The sequence below is a fragment of the Salmonella sp. 2018103 genome, assembly GCF_026247685.1.
Taxonomy (GTDB): domain Bacteria; phylum Pseudomonadota; class Gammaproteobacteria; order Enterobacterales; family Enterobacteriaceae; genus Salmonella; species Salmonella enterica.
This window is the reverse complement of sequence record NZ_CP111029.1, coordinates 1,597,580-1,617,916: the sequence shown is the minus strand read 5'-3', so window position 1 is coordinate 1,617,916 and position 20,337 is coordinate 1,597,580. Positions and strand designations below refer to the sequence as shown.

The following is a 20,337-nucleotide window of genomic DNA, read 5'->3' as shown; positions in this document are numbered from 1 at the left end:
GAATCAATGGGCGCCTATCTTATCCGCCGTCTGTTACTGGTGATCCCCACGCTATGGGCCATTATTACCATTAACTTTTTTATCGTGCAGATCGCTCCCGGCGGCCCTGTCGATCAAGCGATTGCCGCGATTGAATTTGGTCAGGGCGGCGCGTTGCCCGGCGCCAGCGGCGAAGGCGTTCGCGCCAGTCATGCGCAAACCGGCGTCGGCAATATCAGCGACAGCCATTATCGCGGCGGCCGGGGACTCGATCCGGAGGTGATCGCGGAGATCACCCATCGCTACGGCTTCGACAAACCGCTGCATGAGCGTTATTTCAAGATGCTACGGGACTATCTCTCTTTTGACTTCGGCGACAGTCTGTTTCGCAGCGCATCCGTACTGACGCTAATCAAAGACAGCCTTCCCGTCTCCATTACCCTGGGATTATGGAGCACGCTGATTATTTATCTGGTGTCTATCCCGCTGGGGATTCGCAAAGCCGTCCATAACGGCAGTCGCTTTGATGTGTGGAGCAGCGCGTTTATCATTATTGGTTATGCGATCCCCGCCTTTCTGTTCGCTATTTTATTAATCGTCTTTTTTGCCGGCGGCAGCTACTACGATATTTTTCCGCTACGTGGCCTGGTCTCCGCCAACTTTGACACATTACCGTGGTACCAAAAAATCACCGATTATTTGTGGCATATTACGCTGCCTGTGTTGGCGACCGTCATCGGCGGTTTTGCCGCCCTGACGATGCTGACGAAAAATTCGTTTCTCGACGAGGTGCGTAAACAGTATGTCGTTACCGCTCGCGCTAAAGGCGTGAGTGAAAAAAACATTCTCTGGAAACATGTTTTTCGTAACGCCATGCTGCTGGTGATCGCCGGGTTTCCCGCCACTTTTATCAGTATGTTTTTCACCGGCTCGCTGCTAATTGAAGTCATGTTCTCACTCAACGGCCTGGGGCTGCTGGGTTATGAAGCAACTGTTTCGCGCGACTATCCGGTGATGTTCGGCACGCTTTATATCTTTACCCTGATTGGCTTATTACTGAATATCCTGAGCGATATCAGCTATACGCTGGTCGATCCACGCATTGATTTTGAGGGACGATAATGCCGCGATTAAGCCCGGTCAATCAGGCCCGCTGGGCGCGTTTCCGCCATAATCGCCGGGGCTATTGGTCACTATGGATTTTCCTGATCGTGTTCAGCCTGAGCTTATGCGCGGAACTGATTGCTAACGATAAGCCATTGCTGGTGCGCTATGAAGGCCAGTGGTATTTTCCGTTGGTAAAAAATTACAGCGAGCGCGATTTCGGCGGCCCGCTGGCGACAACGGCAGATTATCAGGACCCCTGGCTACAACGGCAGCTTGAGAATCGGGGCTGGGTGTTGTGGGCCCCCGTACGCTTTGGCGCCAATACCATTAATTTTGCCACCACGCAGCCTTTCCCCTCCCCGCCTTCGGCGAAAAACTGGCTGGGCACCGATGCGAATGGCGGCGACGTTTTCGCCCGCATCCTGTACGGCACCCGCATTTCTATTTTATTCGGCCTGATGTTAACGATTTGCTCCAGCGTCATGGGCGTACTGGCGGGCGCGCTACAGGGCTATTATGGCGGCAAAGTCGATTTATGGGGGCAACGTCTCATCGAAGTCTGGTCGGGGATGCCGACCCTGTTTCTGATTATTTTACTTTCCAGCGTAGTGCAGCCTAACTTCTGGTGGCTGCTGGCCATAACCGTACTGTTTGGCTGGATGAGTCTGGTGGGCGTGGTGCGCGCCGAGTTTTTACGGACCCGCAATTTTGACTATATCCGCGCCGCGCAGGCGCTTGGCGTCAGCGATCGTGACATTATCCTGCGCCATATGTTGCCTAATGCGATGGTCGCTACCCTGACATTTTTACCGTTCATTTTATGTAGCTCCATCACCACCCTGACGTCGCTGGATTTTCTGGGATTTGGTCTACCGCTTGGCTCCCCTTCTCTCGGCGAACTTCTTTTACAGGGGAAAAACAACTTACAGGCTCCCTGGCTGGGGATCGCCGCCTTTCTGTCTGTCGCCATTCTGCTATCGCTGCTGATTTTTATCGGCGAAGCGGTACGCGACGCCTTTGATCCTGCTAAGGCGGTATAAGATGACATCTCCATTGCTTGCGATTGAAAATTTATCGGTAGGTTTCCGTCAGCAACAGCACGTGCGCCCTGTCGTTAACGCCATTTCGTTACAGGTGAACGCCGGGGAAACGCTGGCGCTGGTCGGCGAGTCCGGGTCAGGAAAAAGCGTGACGGCGCTTTCCATTCTGCGTCTTTTGCCTACCCCTCCCGCCGTCTACCTCTCCGGCGATATTCGCTTTCACGGCGAATCATTGCTTCATGCCAGCGAGCAGACGCTACGCGGCGTACGCGGCAATAAAATCGCCATGATTTTTCAGGAACCGATGGTTTCACTTAACCCGCTGCATACGCTGGAAAAACAGCTCTATGAAGTGCTGTCGCTCCATCGGGGAATGCGTCGGGAGGCGGCAAGGGCGGAGATGATCGGTTGTCTGGATCGGGTCGGTATCCGCCAGGCGAGCCAGCGTCTGCGCGATTATCCGCATCAGCTTTCCGGCGGCGAACGCCAGCGCGTCATGATAGCCATGGCGCTGTTAACACGGCCGGAATTACTGATCGCCGATGAGCCGACCACCGCCCTCGACGTCTCCGTACAGGCGCAGATTTTATCTCTACTGCGGGAACTCCAGCGCGAGCTCAATATGGGATTGCTGTTTATCACCCATAACCTCAGCATTGTAAAAAAACTGGCGGATTCGGTGGCGGTAATGCAACACGGCAAGTGCGTAGAGAACCAACGCGCCGACACGCTGCTCTCCGCGCCGACCCATCCGTACACGCAAAAACTACTCAACAGCGAACCCACAGGCGATCCGGTTCCGCTCCCCGCCGGGCAGACGCCGTTGCTGGAGGTGGACAGGCTGCGCGTCGCCTTCCCGATCCGCAAAGGCATTCTGAAGCGCGTCGTGGATCATAATGTGGTGGTTAACAATATCAGTTTCACCCTGCATCCAGGCGAAACGCTGGGTCTGGTCGGCGAGTCAGGATCGGGAAAAAGTACCACCGGTCTGGCGCTGTTACGGCTTATCCGCTCCGAAGGCCGCATCGTGTTTGACGGTCAATCGCTGGATACGTTAAACCGCCGCCAGCTTTTACCTGTTCGCCACCGTATCCAGGTCGTATTCCAGGACCCGAACTCATCGCTAAACCCGCGTTTAAACGTCTTGCAAATTATCGAAGAAGGCCTGCGCGTCCACCAGCCTACGCTTTCAGGCGCGCAGCGCGAACAGCAGGTGAAAGCGGTCATGATGGAAGTCGGCCTGGACCCGGAAACGCGGCATCGTTACCCCGCTGAGTTTTCCGGCGGCCAGCGTCAACGTATCGCCGTCGCCAGGGCACTGATTTTAAAACCTTCGCTTATTATTCTGGATGAACCGACCTCATCGCTGGATAAAACCGTTCAGGCGCAGATTCTTGCCCTCCTGAAATCGCTCCAGCAAAAGCACCGTCTGGCCTATATCTTCATTAGCCACGATCTGCATGTAGTACGCGCGCTGTGCCATCAGGTTATCGTGCTGCGACAGGGGGAGGTGGTTGAACAGGGGCAATGCGAGCGCGTGTTTACCGCACCGCAACAGGCCTATACACGTCAGCTACTCGCGTTAAGCTGACGCCTAAAAAGGATTATTGTTAGAAAAAGGTTCCGCTATCGCTACGCCGAAATTTTTCAGCCGACAGGTGGCGGCAAACTCATCCTGACGATTAACGAACAGGCACGGTTCCCCTTCGCACTCCAGCACGGAGCAAGGAACTTCAATATCGCTTAGCGCCTGGCTGAGCTTATGCATCACTGACCACGCGCTATCGCCTGCCGGACTCAACAGTTTAAGCGCCACCAGACTATTCTCGGTGCTCTGCCCGTTTTGCGGAATCGGTTCAACCTTTGACCCCGCAAAACCCGCCGACCAGCGATAGTTTTGCGGCAGACGGTGAACAATTGAGAGCTGTAATGTATTCACTTTCTTTCCCCGGAAGCACAATTACTTCACAATTTAATTACATTTATATTAACACATCATTGACAACCCGTCCTTAAACAGATTGCTAACGCCCTTCTCTCCGTCAGTGGCTCTACAGCAAGCGGGAGTTAAAATAGTTTTACCGACGCGGAGATAGCGGCGGGCTATATGTACCCGTTTCTGCGATCTAACTCAACCTTTTTAACTACAATGATGTGACTTTTTACATAAATGGATTTTACATAAAATAAACATAAATGAGGAAAATGATGAATTGGTAATTGATATGCATCAACTATGAAAGCCGTTTGGCTTTGCCATCGTGTAGCGGATAGCGTCCCCCAACGCCGCCTGCGCATTCTCAGTCGCCATTGAGGGACAGCGCGCCCGTCACCGTTTTTTGGGACGGCTGGCGTAGAGATAAAACAGAATGGAACAGGCGGCGCAAAGCGCAATCGACCAGATCATCGGCCACGCACTGGTAAAGGTAGCCAGCGACAGCAACGCGCCGACGATAGCGCCAATACCAAAGCGGAAAGTGCCCGCCAACGAAGACGCCGTTCCGGCCATATGCGGAAACTCATCCAAAATGACCGCCATCGCATTGGACGAAACCATCGACACACAGCCGACAAACGCCGCAACGCCGACCACCAGCGCCCAGAATCCAATGCCCATCAGCGCGCTGAAAACCATCCACACCGCCATCGCAAACTGAATCCATAGCCCGGCCCGAAACATGTTTAGCGCCCCTACCCGTCTGACAAAACGGCTGTTGATAATCGTCATCACAAACAGAAATACGATGTTCAACGCGAAGTAGTAGCCGAAATCCTGCGGCGGAACATGATTAATTTCGATATAAACAAACGGCCCCGCGCTCAAAAAAGAGAACATACCGGCAAAACTAAACCCGCTCGCCAGCATATAGCTCAGTACGCGTTTGTGGCGAAACAACGCGGCAAAGTTACCTATTGTGGTACGAATATGAAAAGGCTGACGCCGCTCAATGGGCAGCGTCTCTTTAATCAAAGCAAAGATCATGACTGACGCCAGAATCGCCGCAATGGCCAGTATCCAGAAGATATAGTGCCAGCTTAACCATACCAACACCCAGCCGCCGACAATGGGCGCCATTAACGGCGCTATCGTAGTGACCAGCATGACAAATGACATCATGCGCGAAAACTCTTCCTTTGGATAAATATCCCGCATCAGCGCATTGATGACGACGCTTGCCGCTGCGGCCGCCAAACCGTGAAAGAAACGCATCACGATCAGTTGATCGATAGTCTGCGCCAACGCACAGGCGACCGCCGCAGCGGCAAATACCAGCGTCCCGCCCAGGATGACCGGCTTACGCCCGAGGCTATCTGCCATCGGTCCATAGATAAGCTGACCCAGCGCAAACCCCAGAATATAGGTACTGAGCGTCATCTGCGCGCTACCGGCAGGCACGCCGAATTGCGCAGAAATCACCGGCAGCGCTGGAAGATACATATCAATCGACAGCGGCATTAACATGGCCAACAGGCCAAGAATAAAGACAATGGCAAAGGAAGAGTGCTGCCGGGTGGTCACATCGAACTCCTGAATTTAACGAGATAGTTAGCCGACGCTGGCGATTTCTTCTTCAGTCAACGGGCGGTACTCGCCGGGAGCCAGATTCTCATCCAGCGTAATGGCGCCAATCCGTTCGCGGTGCAGTTCCACAACGCGATTGCCTACTGCGGCAAACATCCGCTTCACCTGATGATAACGGCCTTCGCTGATGGTCAGACGGACCTGCACAGGCGTTATCACCTCCAGCGTAGCGGGTTTAGTGAGATCTTTTTCATTATGCAACTGCACGCCTTTCGCAAATTGCGCTGCCGTATCGTCGGCCACCGGCGACTCCAGGGTCACCAGATAGGTTTTTTCACAGTGATGGCGCGGCGACGTAATACGGTGCGACCACTGACCGTCATCTGTCATTAACACCAGACCGGTAGTATCGATATCCAGACGTCCTGCGGCATGCAGCTTATACGCCACCGGCTCATCCAGGAAATACAGCACCGTTGGATGATCGGGATCATCGGTTGAACAAACGTATCCCTGCGGCTTGTTAAGCATAAAATAGCGTGGCCCGTGTTGCTGCGCTAAGGGATTGCCGTCATACGCAACCGCATGTTCCGGGAGCAGTTTGAAGGCCGCATTTTTAATGATGTCGCCATCGACGGTAACGCGGTTACCACGAATTTCACGCCCGGCAATAGCGCGGCTGACGCCAAGCTGCTGAGCGATAAATTTATCAAGTCGCATGTGTGTGATTTAGCCTGTAATAATACGGAAATCGGGCATTCTACCCGAAAAAAGGGAATTGCTATCCGCTCAGTATAGCGGGCTAACTATATCCCTCAAGGGAAATGATTCATGGCATACTATTCCCGGAACCGTTTAACGTAGTGAGACCATGATTTTTACACTCCGCCCCTACCAGCAAGAAGCCGTAGACGCCACGCTCAGCCACTTTCGCCGCCACCGTACGCCCGCCGTGATTGTTCTGCCGACCGGCGCAGGTAAAAGCCTGGTGATCGCCGAACTGGCGCGCGTCGCCCGCGGACGGGTACTGGTGCTGGCGCATGTGAAAGAGTTGGTCGCGCAGAACCACGCCAAATATTGCGCGCTGGGGCTGGAAGCGGATATTTTCGCCGCCGGACTCAAACGTAAAGAGAGTCAGGGCAAAGTCGTGTTCGGCAGCGTACAGTCGGTGGCGCGTAATCTTGACGCCTTCCAGGAGGAGTTTTCGCTGTTGATTGTCGATGAATGCCACCGCATCGGTGACGATGAAGACAGTCAGTATCAGCAAATCCTCACTCACCTGAGTAAAGTTAATCCTCACTTACGTCTGCTTGGGCTCACCGCCACGCCCTTCCGCCTCGGAAAAGGCTGGATTTATCAATTTCATTATCACGGTATGGTGCGCGGCAACGACAACGCTCTGTTTCGCGACTGTATTTATGAACTGCCGCTGCGCTATATGATTAAACACGGCTATCTGACGCCGCCTGAGCGGCTTGATATGCCAGTGGTCCAATACGATTTCAGCCGCCTGCAGGCCCAAAGCAATGGGCTGTTCAGCGAAGCCGACCTGAACCGCGAGCTGAAAAAGCAGCAGCGGATTACGCCGCACATCATCAGCCAGATTATGGAATTTGCGCAAACGCGCAAAGGCGTGATGATTTTCGCCGCCACGGTCGAACATGCGAAAGAGATTGTCGGTCTGCTTCCGGCGGACGACGCGGCGCTGATTACCGGCGATACGCCAGGGCCCGAGCGCGACGCGCTGATTGATAATTTCAAGGCGCAGCGTTTTCGCTATCTGGTTAACGTCTCGGTGCTGACCACCGGCTTTGACGCCCCACACGTTGATCTCATCGCGATTCTACGTCCCACCGAGTCAGTTAGTCTTTACCAACAAATTGTCGGGCGTGGTCTGCGCCTTGCGCCGGGAAAGACCGATTGCCTGATTCTTGATTACGCAGGCAACCCGCACGACCTGTATGCCCCGGAGGTCGGTAGCCCGAAGGGAAAAAGCGATAACGTCCCTGTCCAGGTATTTTGCCCGGCCTGCGGCTTTGCCAACACCTTCTGGGGGAAAACCACTGCCGACGGCACGCTGATTGAACACTTTGGCCGTCGCTGCCAGGGCTGGTTTGAGGATGACGACGGCCATCGCGAGCAGTGCGATTTTCGCTTTCGCTTCAAAAACTGCCCGCAGTGTAATGCCGAAAACGATATTGCCGCCCGACGCTGCCGGGAATGTGACGCCATTCTGGTCGACCCGGACGATATGTTAAAAGCGGCGCTCAGGCTCAAGGATGCGTTAGTCCTGCGCTGTAGCGGAATGACGATGCAGCATGGGCAGGATGAGAAAGGCGAATGGCTGAAAATCACTTACTATGACGAGGACGGCGCGGATGTCAGTGAGCGCTTCCGCTTGCACACGCCCGCCCAGCGTACCGCTTTCGAACAGCTATTTATTCGCCCGCATACGCGCACGCCTGGCGTTCCTTTACGCTGGATCACGGCGGCGGATATTGTCGCGCAGCAGGCGCTGTTGCGGCATCCCGATTTTGTGGTCGCGCGGATGAAAGGCCAGTACTGGCAGGTGCGTGAAAAAGTGTTCGACTATGAAGGCCGCTTCCGCCGGGCGCACGAATTACGTGGTTAATTGTACTTTTCATTGATGTAACGGCGATTTGAGTATAGAATCCCGCCCGCCTTTGCATACGCAAAGCAGATCACTTACCTGTTGCTGGGTCGCCTGTAGCAGGAATTATTAAAGAGAGATTTAAATGTTTACTATCAACGCAGAAGTACGTAAAGAGCAGGGTAAGGGTGCGAGCCGCCGCCTGCGCGCCGCTAACAAGTTCCCGGCAATCATCTACGGCGGTTCTGAAGCCCCGATTGCTATCGAACTGGACCACGACCAGGTGATGAACATGCAAGCTAAAGCTGAATTCTACAGCGAAGTTCTGACCCTCGTTGTTGACGGTAAAGAAGTAAAAGTTAAAGCTCAGGCTGTACAGCGTCACGCTTACAAACCGAAGCTGACTCACATCGACTTCGTTCGCGCGTAATCACCTGGAAGTTGAATAAATATCCTCCGGCATAGCCGGAGGTTTTTCAGATGCGCCTGTAAGGCTCTCTTACCAGCCGCGCCCTAACAGGCGCATACGATCTGACATTTGCATCAAACTTCGTTACTTACGGCCCGTAAACGGGCTGCCCGGATAAGGGATCGATAATTGCTCACCCATTTTATCCTCTTCAAGCTGGTGCTTTATGTAGTCCTGTATCTTCGCCGTGTTCTTACCCACCGTATCGACATAGTACCCTCTGCACCAGAACTCCCTGTTCCTGTATTTGAATTTTAGATCCCCAAACTGCTCGTAAAGCATCAGACTACTTTTACCCTTCAGATATCCCATGAAGCTCGACACACTCATCTTCGGCGGGATCTCCAGAAGCATGTGAATATGATCTGCACAACATTCCGCTTCCAGAATTCGTACGTTTTTCCATTCACACAATTTTCTTAATATGCTGCCTACTGCCCTACGCTTCTCTCCATAGAACGCTTGTCTTCGGTATTTGGGCGCGAAAACTATGTGATATTTACAGTTCCATCGGGTGTGCGCTAAGCTCTTTTCGTCCCCCATTGGGACCCCCTTTTGATTTCTTGTTGAACTTTTGCAGTTGCCAGACCGCAAGATGTTTTAACAAATCAAAAGGGGTTTTAATAACTGGCTTAAAGCTGAAAGCTTTCCGGAACCCCCAGCCTAGCTGGGGGTTTTCCATAGACAAGAAAAACCCCGCCCCGGCGGGGTTTTTTTATGGAATTTAGTTCGCGGTAAAGATGAATCACACTTGCCGGATAAGGCGTTTCCTCCCCCATCCGGCAAGCGACTTTATTTCCCGCCCGACGTGCGTCGCTGCAACTGATCGCGCAGATTCGGCGGCGTCCCTTTGATAGTCAGGGTATCGGTCGCCGGGTCCCAGAAAATCCGCTCGCCCAGCAGCATCGCATCAAAGTTAATCGTTAACCCGCCGCCGCTGCCGGCATATTTGGTTAACTGGCGTAGCGTACTGCGATCTGCCGGGAAGCTCTCTTCCAGCTCATAGCCTTTTTCGGCGGTAAATTCGCTGAAGCTGACTTCACTGACGCCGGAAAGCTCTTTAGACAGCGATTCCAGCTCAATCTCTTCCCCTGCTTGTAATTGCTCGTTGCAATAGCTGTATACCTGCTGGCGCACGTTCTGACGTTCTGCTTTATCCAACTGCGCTTCTGCGGTGAAATCATCCACTGCCTGCAACAGGCCGCGATTCTGCGCTTTGGCGTTCAACCCTTCGCTGGCGCCGAGGAAATCCATAAAGAAGTCAGCGACCTTGCGCCCTACCCGACCTTTCAGGAACGTCAGATAGCGGGTCGATTGCGGATTAGTTTCCCACTCGGTAAGATCGATACGCGCCACGATATCCGCATGATTGATATCAAGATAATGCGTCGGGTTAATGTCCAGATTTTCATTGACCCGCATACTGCTCAGGTTGTTCAGTACCGTAACCAGCAGATACTCCACCGCCAGGTAACGATAATGGCAGAACAATACAATGCCGCCGTCCGCAAAGGGATATTTCGCCAGTTCGTCACGCAGGCGTCCGGTCGCCGCCCGGCTAAAGGCAAGAAAATCTTCTTCCCCCTGACGTTGCAACCGCAGCGCTTGCGCCAGTTCACTCTCTTCATTAAACAGGCCATACGCCTTATTCTTGGCGCTATAGACCCGATGCAGTTCAGCCACCATCTCGACAACGGTGGTTGTCGGCTCCAGCAATGAATCGCGCAAGACCAGCTCAAGATTTTGCTCATCGCGCTTGATAAGCTGGTGCAGGGCAATCTGGTTGATATCCAGACTCATGATAAACTCTCCTTTAAGACCGGGCGGTATTCAACCACCGCCTGCCGGAAGACGCAAGCAATCGCCCTGCCATTTCAGGCGTTATCCGTAACGCGAATGATTTAGGGGATAAAAATGCAGAAAAAAAACTGTTGCTACGGTAATATGTTGCCCTTTCATGAACAAACAGATTTTGATTTATGCCACAACTCTCCCGCTATAGTGATGAACATGTTGAACAACTGCTGAGCGAACTGCTCAGTGTACTGGAAAAACATAAGGCGCCGACCGATCTTTCCCTGATGGTGCTGGGAAATATGGTCACCAACCTTATCAACACCAGCGTTGCGCCGGCTCAGCGCCAGGCGATTGCGAACTCTTTTGCCCGCGCCTTGCAGTCTTCGATTAGCGAAGACAACGCGCACTAAAAAGCCGACTCCGGAGAAACAAGCGACAGGTATGGTAACTCATCGTCAGCGCTACCGTGAAAAAGTCTCCCAGATGGTTAGCTGGGGGCACTGGTTCGCTCTGTTCAATATACTGTTGGCTACGTTGCTCGGCAGCCGTTACCTGTTTGTCGCCGACTGGCCGACAACGCTTGCGGGTCGCATATACTCCTACCTGAGCATTGTCGGGCACTTTAGCTTTCTGGTGTTCGCCACCTATTTGCTTATTCTTTTTCCGCTCACGTTTATCGTGATGTCCCAGCGGCTGATGCGGTTTTTATCAGCCATTCTGGCGACCGCGGGTATGACGTTGTTGCTTATCGACAGCGAAGTCTTTACCCGTTTTCACCTGCATCTTAACCCCATTGTCTGGGAGCTGGTCATCAACCCTGACCAGAACGAAACGGCGCGCGACTGGCAGCTTATGTTTATTAGCGTGCCGGTTATCTTATTGATTGAGATGCTATTTGCGACATGGAGTTGGCAAAAGCTGCGCAGTCTCACGCGCCGCCGCCATTTCGCAAGGCCGCTTGCGGCATTCTTTTTCGTCTCCTTTATCGCATCGCATCTTATCTACATCTGGGCAGACGCTAATTTTTACCGGCCGATTACCATGCAGCGGGCAAACCTGCCGCTCTCTTATCCGATGACGGCGCGACGTTTTCTTGAAAAACACGGTCTGCTGGATGCGCAGGAATATCAGCGCCGTCTGGTAGAGCAAGGCAATCCGGAAGCGGTCTCCGTTCAGTACCCGCTCAGCAATTTGCACTATCGCGATATGGGCACCGGTCAGAATGTGCTGCTCATTACCGTAGACGGCCTGAACTATTCTCGCTTTGAGAAGCAGATGCCGGAGCTGGCTAAATTTGCCGAACAAAACATCGACTTCACCCGTCATATGAGTTCAGGGAATACCACTGATAACGGTATTTTCGGCCTGTTCTATGGCATATCGCCAGGCTATATGGATGGCGTGTTATCCACCAGAACCCCTGCGGCGCTCATTACCGCGTTGAATCAGCAAGGCTACCAACTGGGACTGTTTTCTTCGGATGGTTTCGCCAGCCCGCTTTACCGTCAGGCATTACTGTCCGATTTCTCGATGCCGGCAGCGCAGACGCAGTCTGATGCGCAAACGGCCAGCCAGTGGATAGACTGGCTTGGACGCTACGCACAGGAAGATAACCGCTGGTTCTCATGGGTATCGTTTAACGGTACTAACATTGATGACAGTAATCAGAAGAATTTTGTTAAGCGTTACGCCAGCGCCGCCAGCGACGTGGATGCGCAAATCAATCGGGTTCTGAACGCGCTGCGAGAGGCCGGTAAATTCGACAATACCGTCGTGATCATTACCGCAGGACGCGGCATACCGTTGACGCCGGAAGAAAATCGCTTCGACTGGTCGCAAGGTCATCTGCAAGTACCGCTGGTGATCCACTGGCCGGGGACGCCTGCGCAGCGTATTAATGTGCTTACCGATCATACCGATGTGATGACCACGTTGATGCAACGCCTGTTACATGTCAGCACGCCAGCGAACGAATATTCACAGGGCCAGGACATCTTTACCGTTCCACGTCGTCATAACTGGGTAACGGCGGCAGACGGCAGTACGCTGGCAATCACGACGCCGCAAATGACCCTGGTGCTCAATAATAACGGTCATTATCAGACCTATGACTTACACGGCGAGAAGATCAAAGATCAGAAGCCGCAGCTCAGTCTGCTGCTGCAAGTGCTAACAGAAGAGAAACGTTTTATCGCTAACTGATTAATTATAAATCAGTTAGCACCGTTTCCCCTTGCATTCGCGTTGGAAAGAGGTAGTATTAGCACCCACAAGTCGGCACGTAGCGCAGCCTGGTAGCGCACCGTCATGGGGTGTCGGGGGTCGGAGGTTCAAATCCTCTCGTGCCGACCAAAATTCCCCTTAAAAACCAGCCTCTCAGGGCTGGTTTTTTTATGCCTGCAATTAAAAAGTTAGCTGATGCCAGAGACGTTATTTTGCATGAACTGATTTTGCATGAACTGATCGGACATCTTTCCTGTGCAGTGGTCACAGTAAAGTCAGTGCAGGCAAATAACGTAAACCATGTTTGTACTAAAACAGAAAAAGCGCATCTACACCCTATGCTGGAAGAAATGTTTGCAGTGGCAGGTAAATGAGTAAGCAATCTGTCGCAGCAATAATAAAACGTTCTGGTAACGTAAATGGCTTACCACTTCTTTGTCACTAACAATTAACCTCCCTGTCGCCATAGGGTCGATAACGATCGGCTAGTCACAACACGTTTTTGTAGACAACGTACGGCGATTAACTACTCCTTCAGCCAGCAACTCGCTAATTGTTATTCAACTTCAGAAATTATAACTAATTGAGGCACCTACAAAATTATGCCCTGAATTTTTATCCGTGAGTGATCCATTCGAGAAATGCCGGATATAAGCTTCTGTAGAAAAAGCCCCAAAGTTCCAACCAAGAAACGCTTTTTCTCCAAAGGTAAATGCAGAATTGACGCGCATATCATCTCGCGACTTAGATTTTATATAAGCCCCCAGACCAATACCGGTATAGATACCAGCGAAATGAACCAGCGCCACATCCTTCGAGATACCCAATACGCCCTGGTTATATTTATTGCAGGGAACGCTGCCAGAATGTTTACTGCAATCATCGTTCCCCTTAGCCTTAAATCCTCCTAACTCCAGATTATTTCTTGCCTGTAAAAAGAAAAAATCGCTGGGTTCACTGTATGTCAGAAAAGCCGTATATAAGTGCTCAACCCCTCCTCTCCTTATACTTTCTCCCCCAGCAAAAGAGATCTGATGTTTGTTTCCCTTACCAAAAAAAACATTATCATTAGCAGAACATGCGAATGCACAAAGTAATAATATATATATAAATATTCTCTTCATATACACTCCATCACCATTTCAATGTCAATAGCTATTTTTAACCGACTAATATATTTAAAATTTTCTACGCCACGCTTACGCTCACAGAAACGGCTGATATAGCATCCAGTATTAATATTATTTTCATAATTACTCCAACCAGCATTTTTGATGCAAACAGGCTGGACATGGGCTGTGTGCAGACATCGAAACATACTCACTACGATCTCCCCTTGAGTCGCCCCAACGGGTGCTCAAAACGCCGCGAGTGTTGTTCAGGCACATCCAGGATAAGTTATAAGTGAACGACTCTCATTCCTGACCACATTTTCATTTATGATAAGAATATCGTCAGAATCTCTTTATCGCATAAAAATATCTCTACTATTGACTTGATATTTAATTTAACAGATGTCGCGGTTTATTCGTTCTGCTCAGATGTATTTCATTGACATTAATAAAACAATAAATAAATTCAATTAAAATAATTTGTTAATAATGACAAGCTTTAGACGCCATGACTTTTAATAAGGAATTTCATACCAGTAAAGATAGTCTGGACTTACGGGTGCAAGGGCGCAGCAACATATGCCACACTTCTGTTATGTCACATTGTCCGAAAAAAGCGTCCAGACCAGTATTCAACCTCAGGGAGTATTCTGTTTTCTCTCACAACGGGTTGTTTTATCCTTTCTATCGTTCAGCTAATTACTCGCCTGTCACAGGTTTTACTACTTACCCATGCACTAATTAGGGTAAAATTTACACGCTTGACAATGTGGCAAATCTGGACGATTTCCGCGCTGAAAACAATAATCATTCTAATAAAACTCAGGAGATATAGCATGCCTGAAGTAACACCTTTTCAGGTGCTTATTGTGGACGACCATCCACTTATGCGGCGAGGTATTCGTCAATTACTGGAACTGGATCCGGCTTTTTATGTCGTTGCCGAAGCGGGTGACGGGGCGAGTGCGATCGATCTGGCGAATCGCATTGAGCCCGATCTGATCCTGCTGGATCTGAATATGAAAGGTCTGAGCGGGTTAGATACCCTGAACGCGCTACGCCGGGATGGTGTGACGGCGCAAATTATTATTCTTACCGTCTCGGATTCCGCCAGCGACATCTACGCGCTGATCGACGCCGGTGCCGACGGTTATCTGCTCAAAGATAGCGATCCAGAAGTGCTGCTGGAGGCCATTCGCAAAGGCGCTAACGGCGGTAAAGTCTTTAGCGATCGGGTCAATGAATATCTGCGTGAGCGCGAACGGTTTGGCGCGCAGGAAGATCCCTTTAGTATCCTGACCGAACGAGAGTTAGATGTCTTGCATGAGCTGGCGCAGGGGCTTTCTAACAAACAGATTGCGTCAGTACTGAATATTTCTGAGCAGACGGTTAAGGTGCACATTCGTAATCTGCTTCGCAAGCTAAACGTGCGCTCGCGCGTCGCGGCGACCATTCTATTTTTACAAACACGCGGAATGCAGTAACAAGTCAGGCCCGATGGCGCCACGCCACCGGGCCGTCAGGGCATTATTTCTCCTGCGCCAGCCGGATACTGCGCTCTATCACCGCCCGCCGGGCGTCACCCGCCGGCAGTAACTTCAGCATCATCTCCCAGGCCGCCACCGCCTCATCAAAGCGCTGCTGCTCAAAGGCGCTGAACGCATACAGGCTTAACACCCGGATATCCGTGTGGTCGCGGCTCACCAGCCGGCGCAGCAGCTCCCCGCCGCGGCGGTTATCCTCCGGGTCGGACGAGCGCGTCAGCGCCTCCGCGTAGCCCAGCGCCGCATCGCTGTTTTTCGGGTCCAGACGGTACGCGTTCGCATACGCCCCGGTGGCGGTACCGGCATTACCCAGTACCATACCGATGCGCCCCAGCATGAGCCAGCCCTCAACATTGCCGGCATCATTCTGCAGGCGGGTGCGCAGCCCCAGCGCCAGCCGCGCCATCTCCTCTTCATTCAGCGGCTGCGCCTGCGGGTCCAGCGCCCGCGCCAGCAGCCCGGGCGTCTGCGCCGTCGCCTGCTGCCAGGCCCTGACCTGCGGATAGCTGCCGGTCAGGGCGTAGCTGCCGGCGCCGACCGCCAGCGCAATGACGGCCCCTGGCACGTAAACGCCCCACCCGGCGCGCGCGCCGCAAACCGGGGTGTCCGCCGGCAGCGGCTCCCGGCGCAGGCGCACCCGCCGGCGCGTGCGGGCAACGATTATCCACCCGCCCGCCACGATGGCGGCCAGCGGCAGCACCCACAGCAGCACCGTCAGCGGGGTCAGCGGCGGGTCGTAGGTGACAAAGTGGCCGTAGCGCGCCACCATGTAATCGATGATTTCCTGGCGGCTCCTCCCCTCCTGCATCAGGTCATACACCCTGCGGCGCATGTCGGTGGCTATCATCGCGTTCGAGTCCGCAATGCTGTTGTTCTGGCATTTCGGGCAGCGCAGCTGCTCCGTGAGCTGGCGGAACTGCTGCTCCTGCGCTTCATCTTTAAACGGCATCACGTCGGTGGTCGCCCGCGCTGACCCGGAGATAACCAGCGCCAGCATCAGCATCACCATGCCCGGTAACAGTCTCATTGCGCCGCCTCCCGGCTGTATCTGTCCCACAGCGGTTTCAGTTCACTTTCCCATACCCGGGCATTCAAATCGCCCGCATGGCGGTAGCGGATAATTCCCCTGCCGTCGATGAGGAAGGTTTCCGGCGCGCCGTACACGCCCAGGTCCAGCCCCAGCATCCCGTCGCTGTCCGATAAACTCAGCGCATACGGGTTGCCCAGTTCCTTTAACCAGGCCACCGCCTTCGCCCGGTCGTCCTTATAGTTCAGCCCGACCACCCGGATACCCTGCGCGGCCAGCCGGTTCAGGTACTGATGCTCGGCGCGGCAGGTCGGGCACCAGGTGGCCCAGACGTTAAGCAGCACCGGTTTCCCCTGCGTCAGCACCTCCGCCTGGTAGTACTGACCCGGCGTCTCCAGCGATTCCAGGCGGAACGCCGGCACCGGCTTTCCGGTCAGTGCCGATTCGAGATTCGTCGGGTCATCCCCCTGCGCGTTGCGCGCCAGCTGCCACAGCAGCGCCGCGGCAATCAGCAGAAAAATCAGCAGCGGTAATAACAGTACGTTGCGTTTCATCCGGCCTCCGGCAATGGTTTACGGCGGCGGTAGCGCGGGTCCGCCAGGCACAGCAGCCCGCCCAGCGCCATCAGCAGCCCCCCGGCCCATATCCAGCGGACAAACGGTTTGTAGTACAGGCGCACGGCCCACGCGCCGTTGTCCAGCTCCTCCCCGAGCGCGGCGTACAGGTCGCGGGTCAGCCCGCCGTCAATCGCCGCCTCGGTCATCACCATCCGGCTGGTGTTGTAGAGCCGTTTCTCCGCGTGCAGCACCGCCTCCGGCTCGCCGTGGCGCGTCACCCCGATGAGGGCCACCCCGCCACGGTAGTTGGGGCCGGTGATGTCCCGCACCTCCCGGAAGGTGAAGCGGTAGTCGTGAATGGTCACGCTGTCGCCCGCCCGCATCCGCACGTCACGCTCCACGCTGTAATTCTGGCTGAAGGCGATGCCGGTAATCGTCACCGCCAGCCCGAGGTGCGCCGCCACCATTCCCAGGTAGCTGAGGGAAATCCTGGCGCCGCGGGACACGCGCTGTACGGCTTCGGCCACCGCCAGCACCGCAATCCAGCAGGCCATCGCCATCCCGGCCACCGCCATGGCGGCGATGCGGTCCTGCAACAGCCACGGCAGCAGTACCGACAGCGCCAGGGTGGAGACCAGGGCGGTGAGCAGCAGTTTCCTGATGTTACGCGGCCGGTCCCGGCCCCAGCGCACCAGCGGCCCCACCCCCAGCAGCAGGGCAAAGGGGACCATCAGCCAGGTGAACATGGTGTTAAAGAACGGCTCCCCCACCGAAATGCTGCCCAGCCCCAGCTGTTTGTGCACCAGCGGCAGCAGGGTGCCCAGCAGCACCACCAGCATGGCGGCCATCAGCAGGACGTTGTTGCCGAGCAGCAGCGACTCGCGCGACCACAGCGTGTTGTTCACCCGCGAACGCACCCTGTGCCCGCGCACGGCGAACAGCAGCAGCGAGCCGCCGGTGACCAGCACCATAAAGGCGAGGATAAACATCCCGCGCGCCGGGTCGGAGGCGAAGGCGTGCACCGACACCAGCACCCCGGAGCGCACCAGGAAGGTGCCCAGCAGGCACAGCGAGAAGGCGCAGATGGACAGCAGCAGGGTCCACGCCCTGAAGCCGGCGCGCTGTTCCGTGACCGCCAGCGAGTGCAGCAGGGCGGTGCCCGCCAGCCACGGCATAAAGGAGGCGTTCTCCACCGGGTCCCAGAACCACCAGCCGCCCCAGCCCAGCTCGTAGTAGGCCCACGCCGAGCCGAGCACGATGCCCAGCGTCAGGAACACCCACGCCGCCAGCGTCCACGGGCGGGCAAAACGGGTGAACGCGCTGTCCAGACGCCCGCTCAGCAGCGCGGCGATGGCGAAGGCGAAGGCCACCGAGAAGCCGACATAGCCCATGTACAGCAGCGGCGGGTGGAAAATCAGCCCCGGGTCCTGCAGCAGCGGATTCAGGTCGCGCCCCTCCACCGGAAAGGCCGGCAGCGTGCGGGCGAACGGGCCGGAGGTGAACAGGATGAACGCCAGAAAACCGGCGCAGACCATCCCCATCACCGCCAGCACCCGGGCGACGATATCCGCCGGCACCGGCCGGCTGAACACCGCCACCGCCAGGGTCCAGCCGCTCATCAGCAGCACCCACAGCAGCAGCGAGCCCTCGTGCGCTCCCCAGGTGGCGGCCACCCGGTACCACACCGGCAGCTGCGTGTTCGAGTTGCCGGCGACATAGGCCACGGTGAAGTCGTTAACCACAAAGGCGTGCACCAGCACGAAAAACGCGCCCGCCACGCAGATGAACAGCAGCCAGGCGAACACCCCGGCCGACGCCATCATCCGCGCGTCGCCGCGCGCCACGCCCCACAGCGGGTAAACGGACAGCAGCAGCGCCACGCCGAGCGCCAGGCACAGCAGCGCGTGGCCGTATTCAGGCATCATGATGAGGTGTCCTTATCAGCGCGTTGCGGGCGGCGGTGGTTTTCCTGCATTGCCTTTTCCACTTCCGGCGGGGTGTAGTTCTCGTCATGCTTGGCCAGCACCTCCTGCGCCAGGACGTGGTTGCCCTTCTCCAGGGTGCCCTGCACCACCACCCCCTGCCCCTCGCGGAACAGGTCCGGCAGTATCCCCTCATAGCTCACCGTCACCGACCCTTCGGCGTCGTAGAGGCTGAAGTTCACCTTCAGCGAGTCCGGGTCGCGCCTGACGCTGCCGGGCATCACCATCCCGCCGACGCGCAGGCGCTGGCCCGCCGCAGGCAGCTGCTGCGTCTCGCGCTTGCCGTAGAGAATTTCGCCGGGGGTATAGAACAGGTCGATATTCGCGCGCAGCGCGTACAGGACCAGGGCGGTGGTCAGCCCCAGGCCCGCCAGCACCGCGCAGACCACCCATAGCCGGTTTTTACGTCGCAGGTTCACGCGGCCTCCTGTTGCGCCTGTGCGGCACGCATCCGCGCCTCGCGCGCCCGCTGCTGCGCCACGCCGCGCAGAATGGCCCGGCGCTGCAGCACCGTGTGCAGCGCCAGCAGCGCCAGCGGCGCCACGGTCATCGCCACCGCCAGCCAGACAAAAAAGGCGTACCCGCCCATGGCGAAAAAATCGCTCCACGATGAAAATGCCGGACTCACCGGTGCCCCCTTTTCAGTATCAGTTCGCTCACCCACGGGCGGCGTTTTTCCATCAGTAAAATCAGGTTGCGCATCCGCATCAGCGCCAGCGTCATAAAGAGCAGCAGGTAGCCGGCGATGGCCCAGCGCAGCGGCGAGCGCATCGCCGGGTCGATGCTCTGCTGCATCTGCGTCGAGCCCTGGTGCAGGGTGTTCCACCACTCGACGGAATAGTGGATAACCGGCAGGTTCACCACGCCGACCAGCACCAGAATGCCCGCCGCGCGCCCGGCCATTTTACGGTCGTCAAAGGCGTGCCACAGGGCGATGACCCCGGCGTAGAGAAACAGCAGCACCAGCTCCGAGGTCAGGCGCGCGTCCCACACCCACCAGGTGCCCCACATCGGTTTGCCCCACGCCGCGCCGGTGACCAGCGCGATGAAGGTGTACACCGCCCCCACCGGCGCCATCGCCGCGACGGCAAGGCTGGCCATTTTCATCTGCCAGACCAGCCCGGTAAACGCCGCCACCGCCATCGCCGCATAGATACCCATTGACCAGATGGCCGCCGGGACATGCAGGTACATAATGCGGTAGCCCTCCCCCTGCTGGTAGTCCGCCGGGGCGAAACCAAAGCCCCGGACCCAGCCGGTGGCCAGCGCGATGATGCCGGCCGCCGCCAGCCACGGCACGAGCCTGCCGCAAATCTGATACAGCCGGGGCGGCGCCGCCAGCTGATGAAGGGTTTTCCACATAGTC

21 protein-coding genes, 1 tRNA gene and 1 pseudogene are annotated in these 20,337 nt (G+C 55.4%); 11 read left to right on the top strand and 12 right to left on the bottom strand.

All coding sequences use genetic code 11. The features are described from left to right. Nucleotides 1-6 precede the first annotated feature (6 nt). Genes OLG56_RS07690 through yejF form a run of 3 tightly spaced genes read left to right on the top strand, consistent with a single transcriptional unit; the run spans nt 7 to nt 3,717 of the window. Nucleotides 7-1,101 carry a microcin C ABC transporter permease YejB gene (locus OLG56_RS07690; protein ID WP_000501623.1) on the top strand — a complete coding sequence of 365 codons (1,095 nt, stop codon included), beginning with the start codon at nt 7-9 and terminating at the stop codon, nt 1,099-1,101. Continuing rightward, the gene (locus OLG56_RS07685; protein WP_001137748.1) at nt 1,101-2,126 is read left to right on the top strand and encodes an ABC transporter permease; all 1,026 of its coding nucleotides are present in this window, start codon (nt 1,101-1,103) and stop codon (nt 2,124-2,126) included. The genes OLG56_RS07690 and OLG56_RS07685 overlap by 1 nt, the downstream gene beginning before the upstream one ends. A gap of 1 nt (nt 2,127) precedes the next feature. Then, a complete protein-coding gene (gene yejF, locus OLG56_RS07680; protein WP_000203619.1) occupies nt 2,128-3,717 on the top strand; it encodes a microcin C ABC transporter ATP-binding protein YejF in 1,590 nt (529 codons plus the stop codon). 3 nt (nt 3,718-3,720) lie between these two features. On the opposite strand, the gene OLG56_RS07675 is transcribed toward yejF, so the two are convergent. The 3 genes from OLG56_RS07675 to rsuA form a co-directional block, all read right to left on the bottom strand. Beyond that, a complete protein-coding gene (locus tag OLG56_RS07675) occupies nt 3,721-4,065 on the bottom strand; it encodes a YejG family protein (protein ID WP_001094639.1) in 345 nt (114 codons plus the stop codon). A gap of 390 nt (nt 4,066-4,455) precedes the next feature. Then, on the bottom strand, nt 4,456-5,646 hold the full coding sequence (locus OLG56_RS07670) for a Bcr/CflA family multidrug efflux MFS transporter (protein WP_000213344.1): 1,191 nt from the start codon (nt 5,644-5,646) through the stop codon (nt 4,456-4,458). Between the two features lie 27 nt (nt 5,647-5,673). After that, nucleotides 5,674-6,369 carry a 16S rRNA pseudouridine(516) synthase RsuA gene (gene rsuA / locus OLG56_RS07665; RefSeq protein WP_001234836.1) on the bottom strand — a complete coding sequence of 232 codons (696 nt, stop codon included), beginning with the start codon at nt 6,367-6,369 and terminating at the stop codon, nt 5,674-5,676. A gap of 151 nt (nt 6,370-6,520) precedes the next feature. Between rsuA and radD the strand changes: the two genes are divergently transcribed. Further along, a complete protein-coding gene (radD, locus tag OLG56_RS07660) occupies nt 6,521-8,281 on the top strand; it encodes a DNA repair helicase RadD (protein WP_000578121.1) in 1,761 nt (586 codons plus the stop codon). Nucleotides 8,282-8,405: 124 nt separating this feature from the next. Next, nucleotides 8,406-8,690 (top strand): 50S ribosomal protein L25, encoded by a 285-nt coding sequence (gene rplY, locus OLG56_RS07655; RefSeq protein WP_000494192.1) that lies wholly within the window; start codon nt 8,406-8,408, stop codon nt 8,688-8,690. Nucleotides 8,691-8,813: 123 nt separating this feature from the next. On the opposite strand, the gene tnpA is transcribed toward rplY, so the two are convergent. Then, complete coding sequence (gene tnpA / locus OLG56_RS07650; RefSeq protein ID WP_000502119.1) at nt 8,814-9,272, bottom strand: IS200/IS605-like element IS200F family transposase; 459 nt, start codon at nt 9,270-9,272, stop codon at nt 8,814-8,816. A gap of 249 nt (nt 9,273-9,521) precedes the next feature. Next, the gene (yejK, locus tag OLG56_RS07645; RefSeq protein ID WP_000050806.1) at nt 9,522-10,529 is read right to left on the bottom strand and encodes a nucleoid-associated protein YejK; all 1,008 of its coding nucleotides are present in this window, start codon (nt 10,527-10,529) and stop codon (nt 9,522-9,524) included. Between the two features lie 179 nt (nt 10,530-10,708). Between yejK and OLG56_RS07640 the strand changes: the two genes are divergently transcribed. The 5 genes and pseudogenes from OLG56_RS07640 (at nt 10,709) to OLG56_RS07620 (ending at nt 13,123) form a co-directional block, all read left to right on the top strand. After that, nucleotides 10,709-10,936 (top strand): YejL family protein, encoded by a 228-nt coding sequence (locus tag OLG56_RS07640; RefSeq protein WP_001135904.1) that lies wholly within the window; start codon nt 10,709-10,711, stop codon nt 10,934-10,936. Nucleotides 10,937-10,967: 31 nt separating this feature from the next. Then, complete coding sequence (gene yejM, locus OLG56_RS07635; protein ID WP_001645270.1) at nt 10,968-12,728, top strand: LPS biosynthesis-modulating metalloenzyme YejM; 1,761 nt, start codon at nt 10,968-10,970, stop codon at nt 12,726-12,728. Between the two features lie 73 nt (nt 12,729-12,801). Next, nucleotides 12,802-12,878, top strand: a tRNA-Pro gene (locus tag OLG56_RS07630). Further along, a pseudogene (locus tag OLG56_RS07625) lies at nt 12,834-12,926 on the top strand (hypothetical protein); the annotation flags it as partial. The gene OLG56_RS07630 and the pseudogene OLG56_RS07625, both read left to right, overlap by 45 nt. Beyond that, nucleotides 12,920-13,123: an MsgA-like virulence protein gene (locus OLG56_RS07620; protein WP_023213884.1), complete on the top strand. Its 204-nt coding sequence runs from the start codon at nt 12,920-12,922 to the stop codon at nt 13,121-13,123. The pseudogene OLG56_RS07625 and the gene OLG56_RS07620, both read left to right, overlap by 7 nt. 192 nt (nt 13,124-13,315) lie before the next feature. On the opposite strand, the gene pagL is transcribed toward OLG56_RS07620, so the two are convergent. Next, complete coding sequence (gene pagL / locus OLG56_RS07615; protein WP_000281869.1) at nt 13,316-13,879, bottom strand: lipid A 3-O-deacylase PagL; 564 nt, start codon at nt 13,877-13,879, stop codon at nt 13,316-13,318. An 818-nt stretch (nt 13,880-14,697) separates the two neighbouring features. On the opposite strand from pagL, the gene narP reads away from it, so the two are divergent. Beyond that, nucleotides 14,698-15,345 (top strand): nitrate/nitrite response regulator protein NarP, encoded by a 648-nt coding sequence (gene narP, locus OLG56_RS07610; RefSeq protein WP_001115500.1) that lies wholly within the window; start codon nt 14,698-14,700, stop codon nt 15,343-15,345. A gap of 43 nt (nt 15,346-15,388) precedes the next feature. Here the strand turns inward: narP and OLG56_RS07605 are convergent, their stop codons facing one another. The 6 genes from OLG56_RS07605 to OLG56_RS07580 are packed head-to-tail and all read right to left on the bottom strand — an operon-like array spanning nt 15,389 to nt 20,333. After that, on the bottom strand, nt 15,389-16,432 hold the full coding sequence (locus tag OLG56_RS07605; RefSeq protein ID WP_061386899.1) for a cytochrome c-type biogenesis protein CcmH: 1,044 nt from the start codon (nt 16,430-16,432) through the stop codon (nt 15,389-15,391). Beyond that, nucleotides 16,429-16,986: a thiol:disulfide interchange protein DsbE gene (dsbE, locus tag OLG56_RS07600; protein WP_000828299.1), complete on the bottom strand. Its 558-nt coding sequence runs from the start codon at nt 16,984-16,986 to the stop codon at nt 16,429-16,431. Before dsbE ends, OLG56_RS07605 begins: the two co-directional genes overlap by 4 nt. Then, the gene (locus OLG56_RS07595) at nt 16,983-18,914 is read right to left on the bottom strand and encodes a heme lyase CcmF/NrfE family subunit (RefSeq protein ID WP_061377491.1); all 1,932 of its coding nucleotides are present in this window, start codon (nt 18,912-18,914) and stop codon (nt 16,983-16,985) included. The genes dsbE and OLG56_RS07595 overlap by 4 nt, the downstream gene beginning before the upstream one ends. Next, entirely contained in the window at nt 18,911-19,390 is a 480-nt protein-coding gene (gene ccmE / locus OLG56_RS07590; RefSeq protein ID WP_001053619.1) for a cytochrome c maturation protein CcmE, read from the bottom strand. Before ccmE ends, OLG56_RS07595 begins: the two co-directional genes overlap by 4 nt. Continuing rightward, nucleotides 19,387-19,599 carry a heme exporter protein CcmD gene (gene ccmD, locus OLG56_RS07585; protein ID WP_000074110.1) on the bottom strand — a complete coding sequence of 71 codons (213 nt, stop codon included), beginning with the start codon at nt 19,597-19,599 and terminating at the stop codon, nt 19,387-19,389. Before ccmD ends, ccmE begins: the two co-directional genes overlap by 4 nt. Further along, a complete protein-coding gene (locus OLG56_RS07580) occupies nt 19,596-20,333 on the bottom strand; it encodes a heme ABC transporter permease (protein ID WP_000265994.1) in 738 nt (245 codons plus the stop codon). The genes ccmD and OLG56_RS07580 overlap by 4 nt, the downstream gene beginning before the upstream one ends. Between the last annotated feature and the right edge of the window lie 4 nt (nt 20,334-20,337).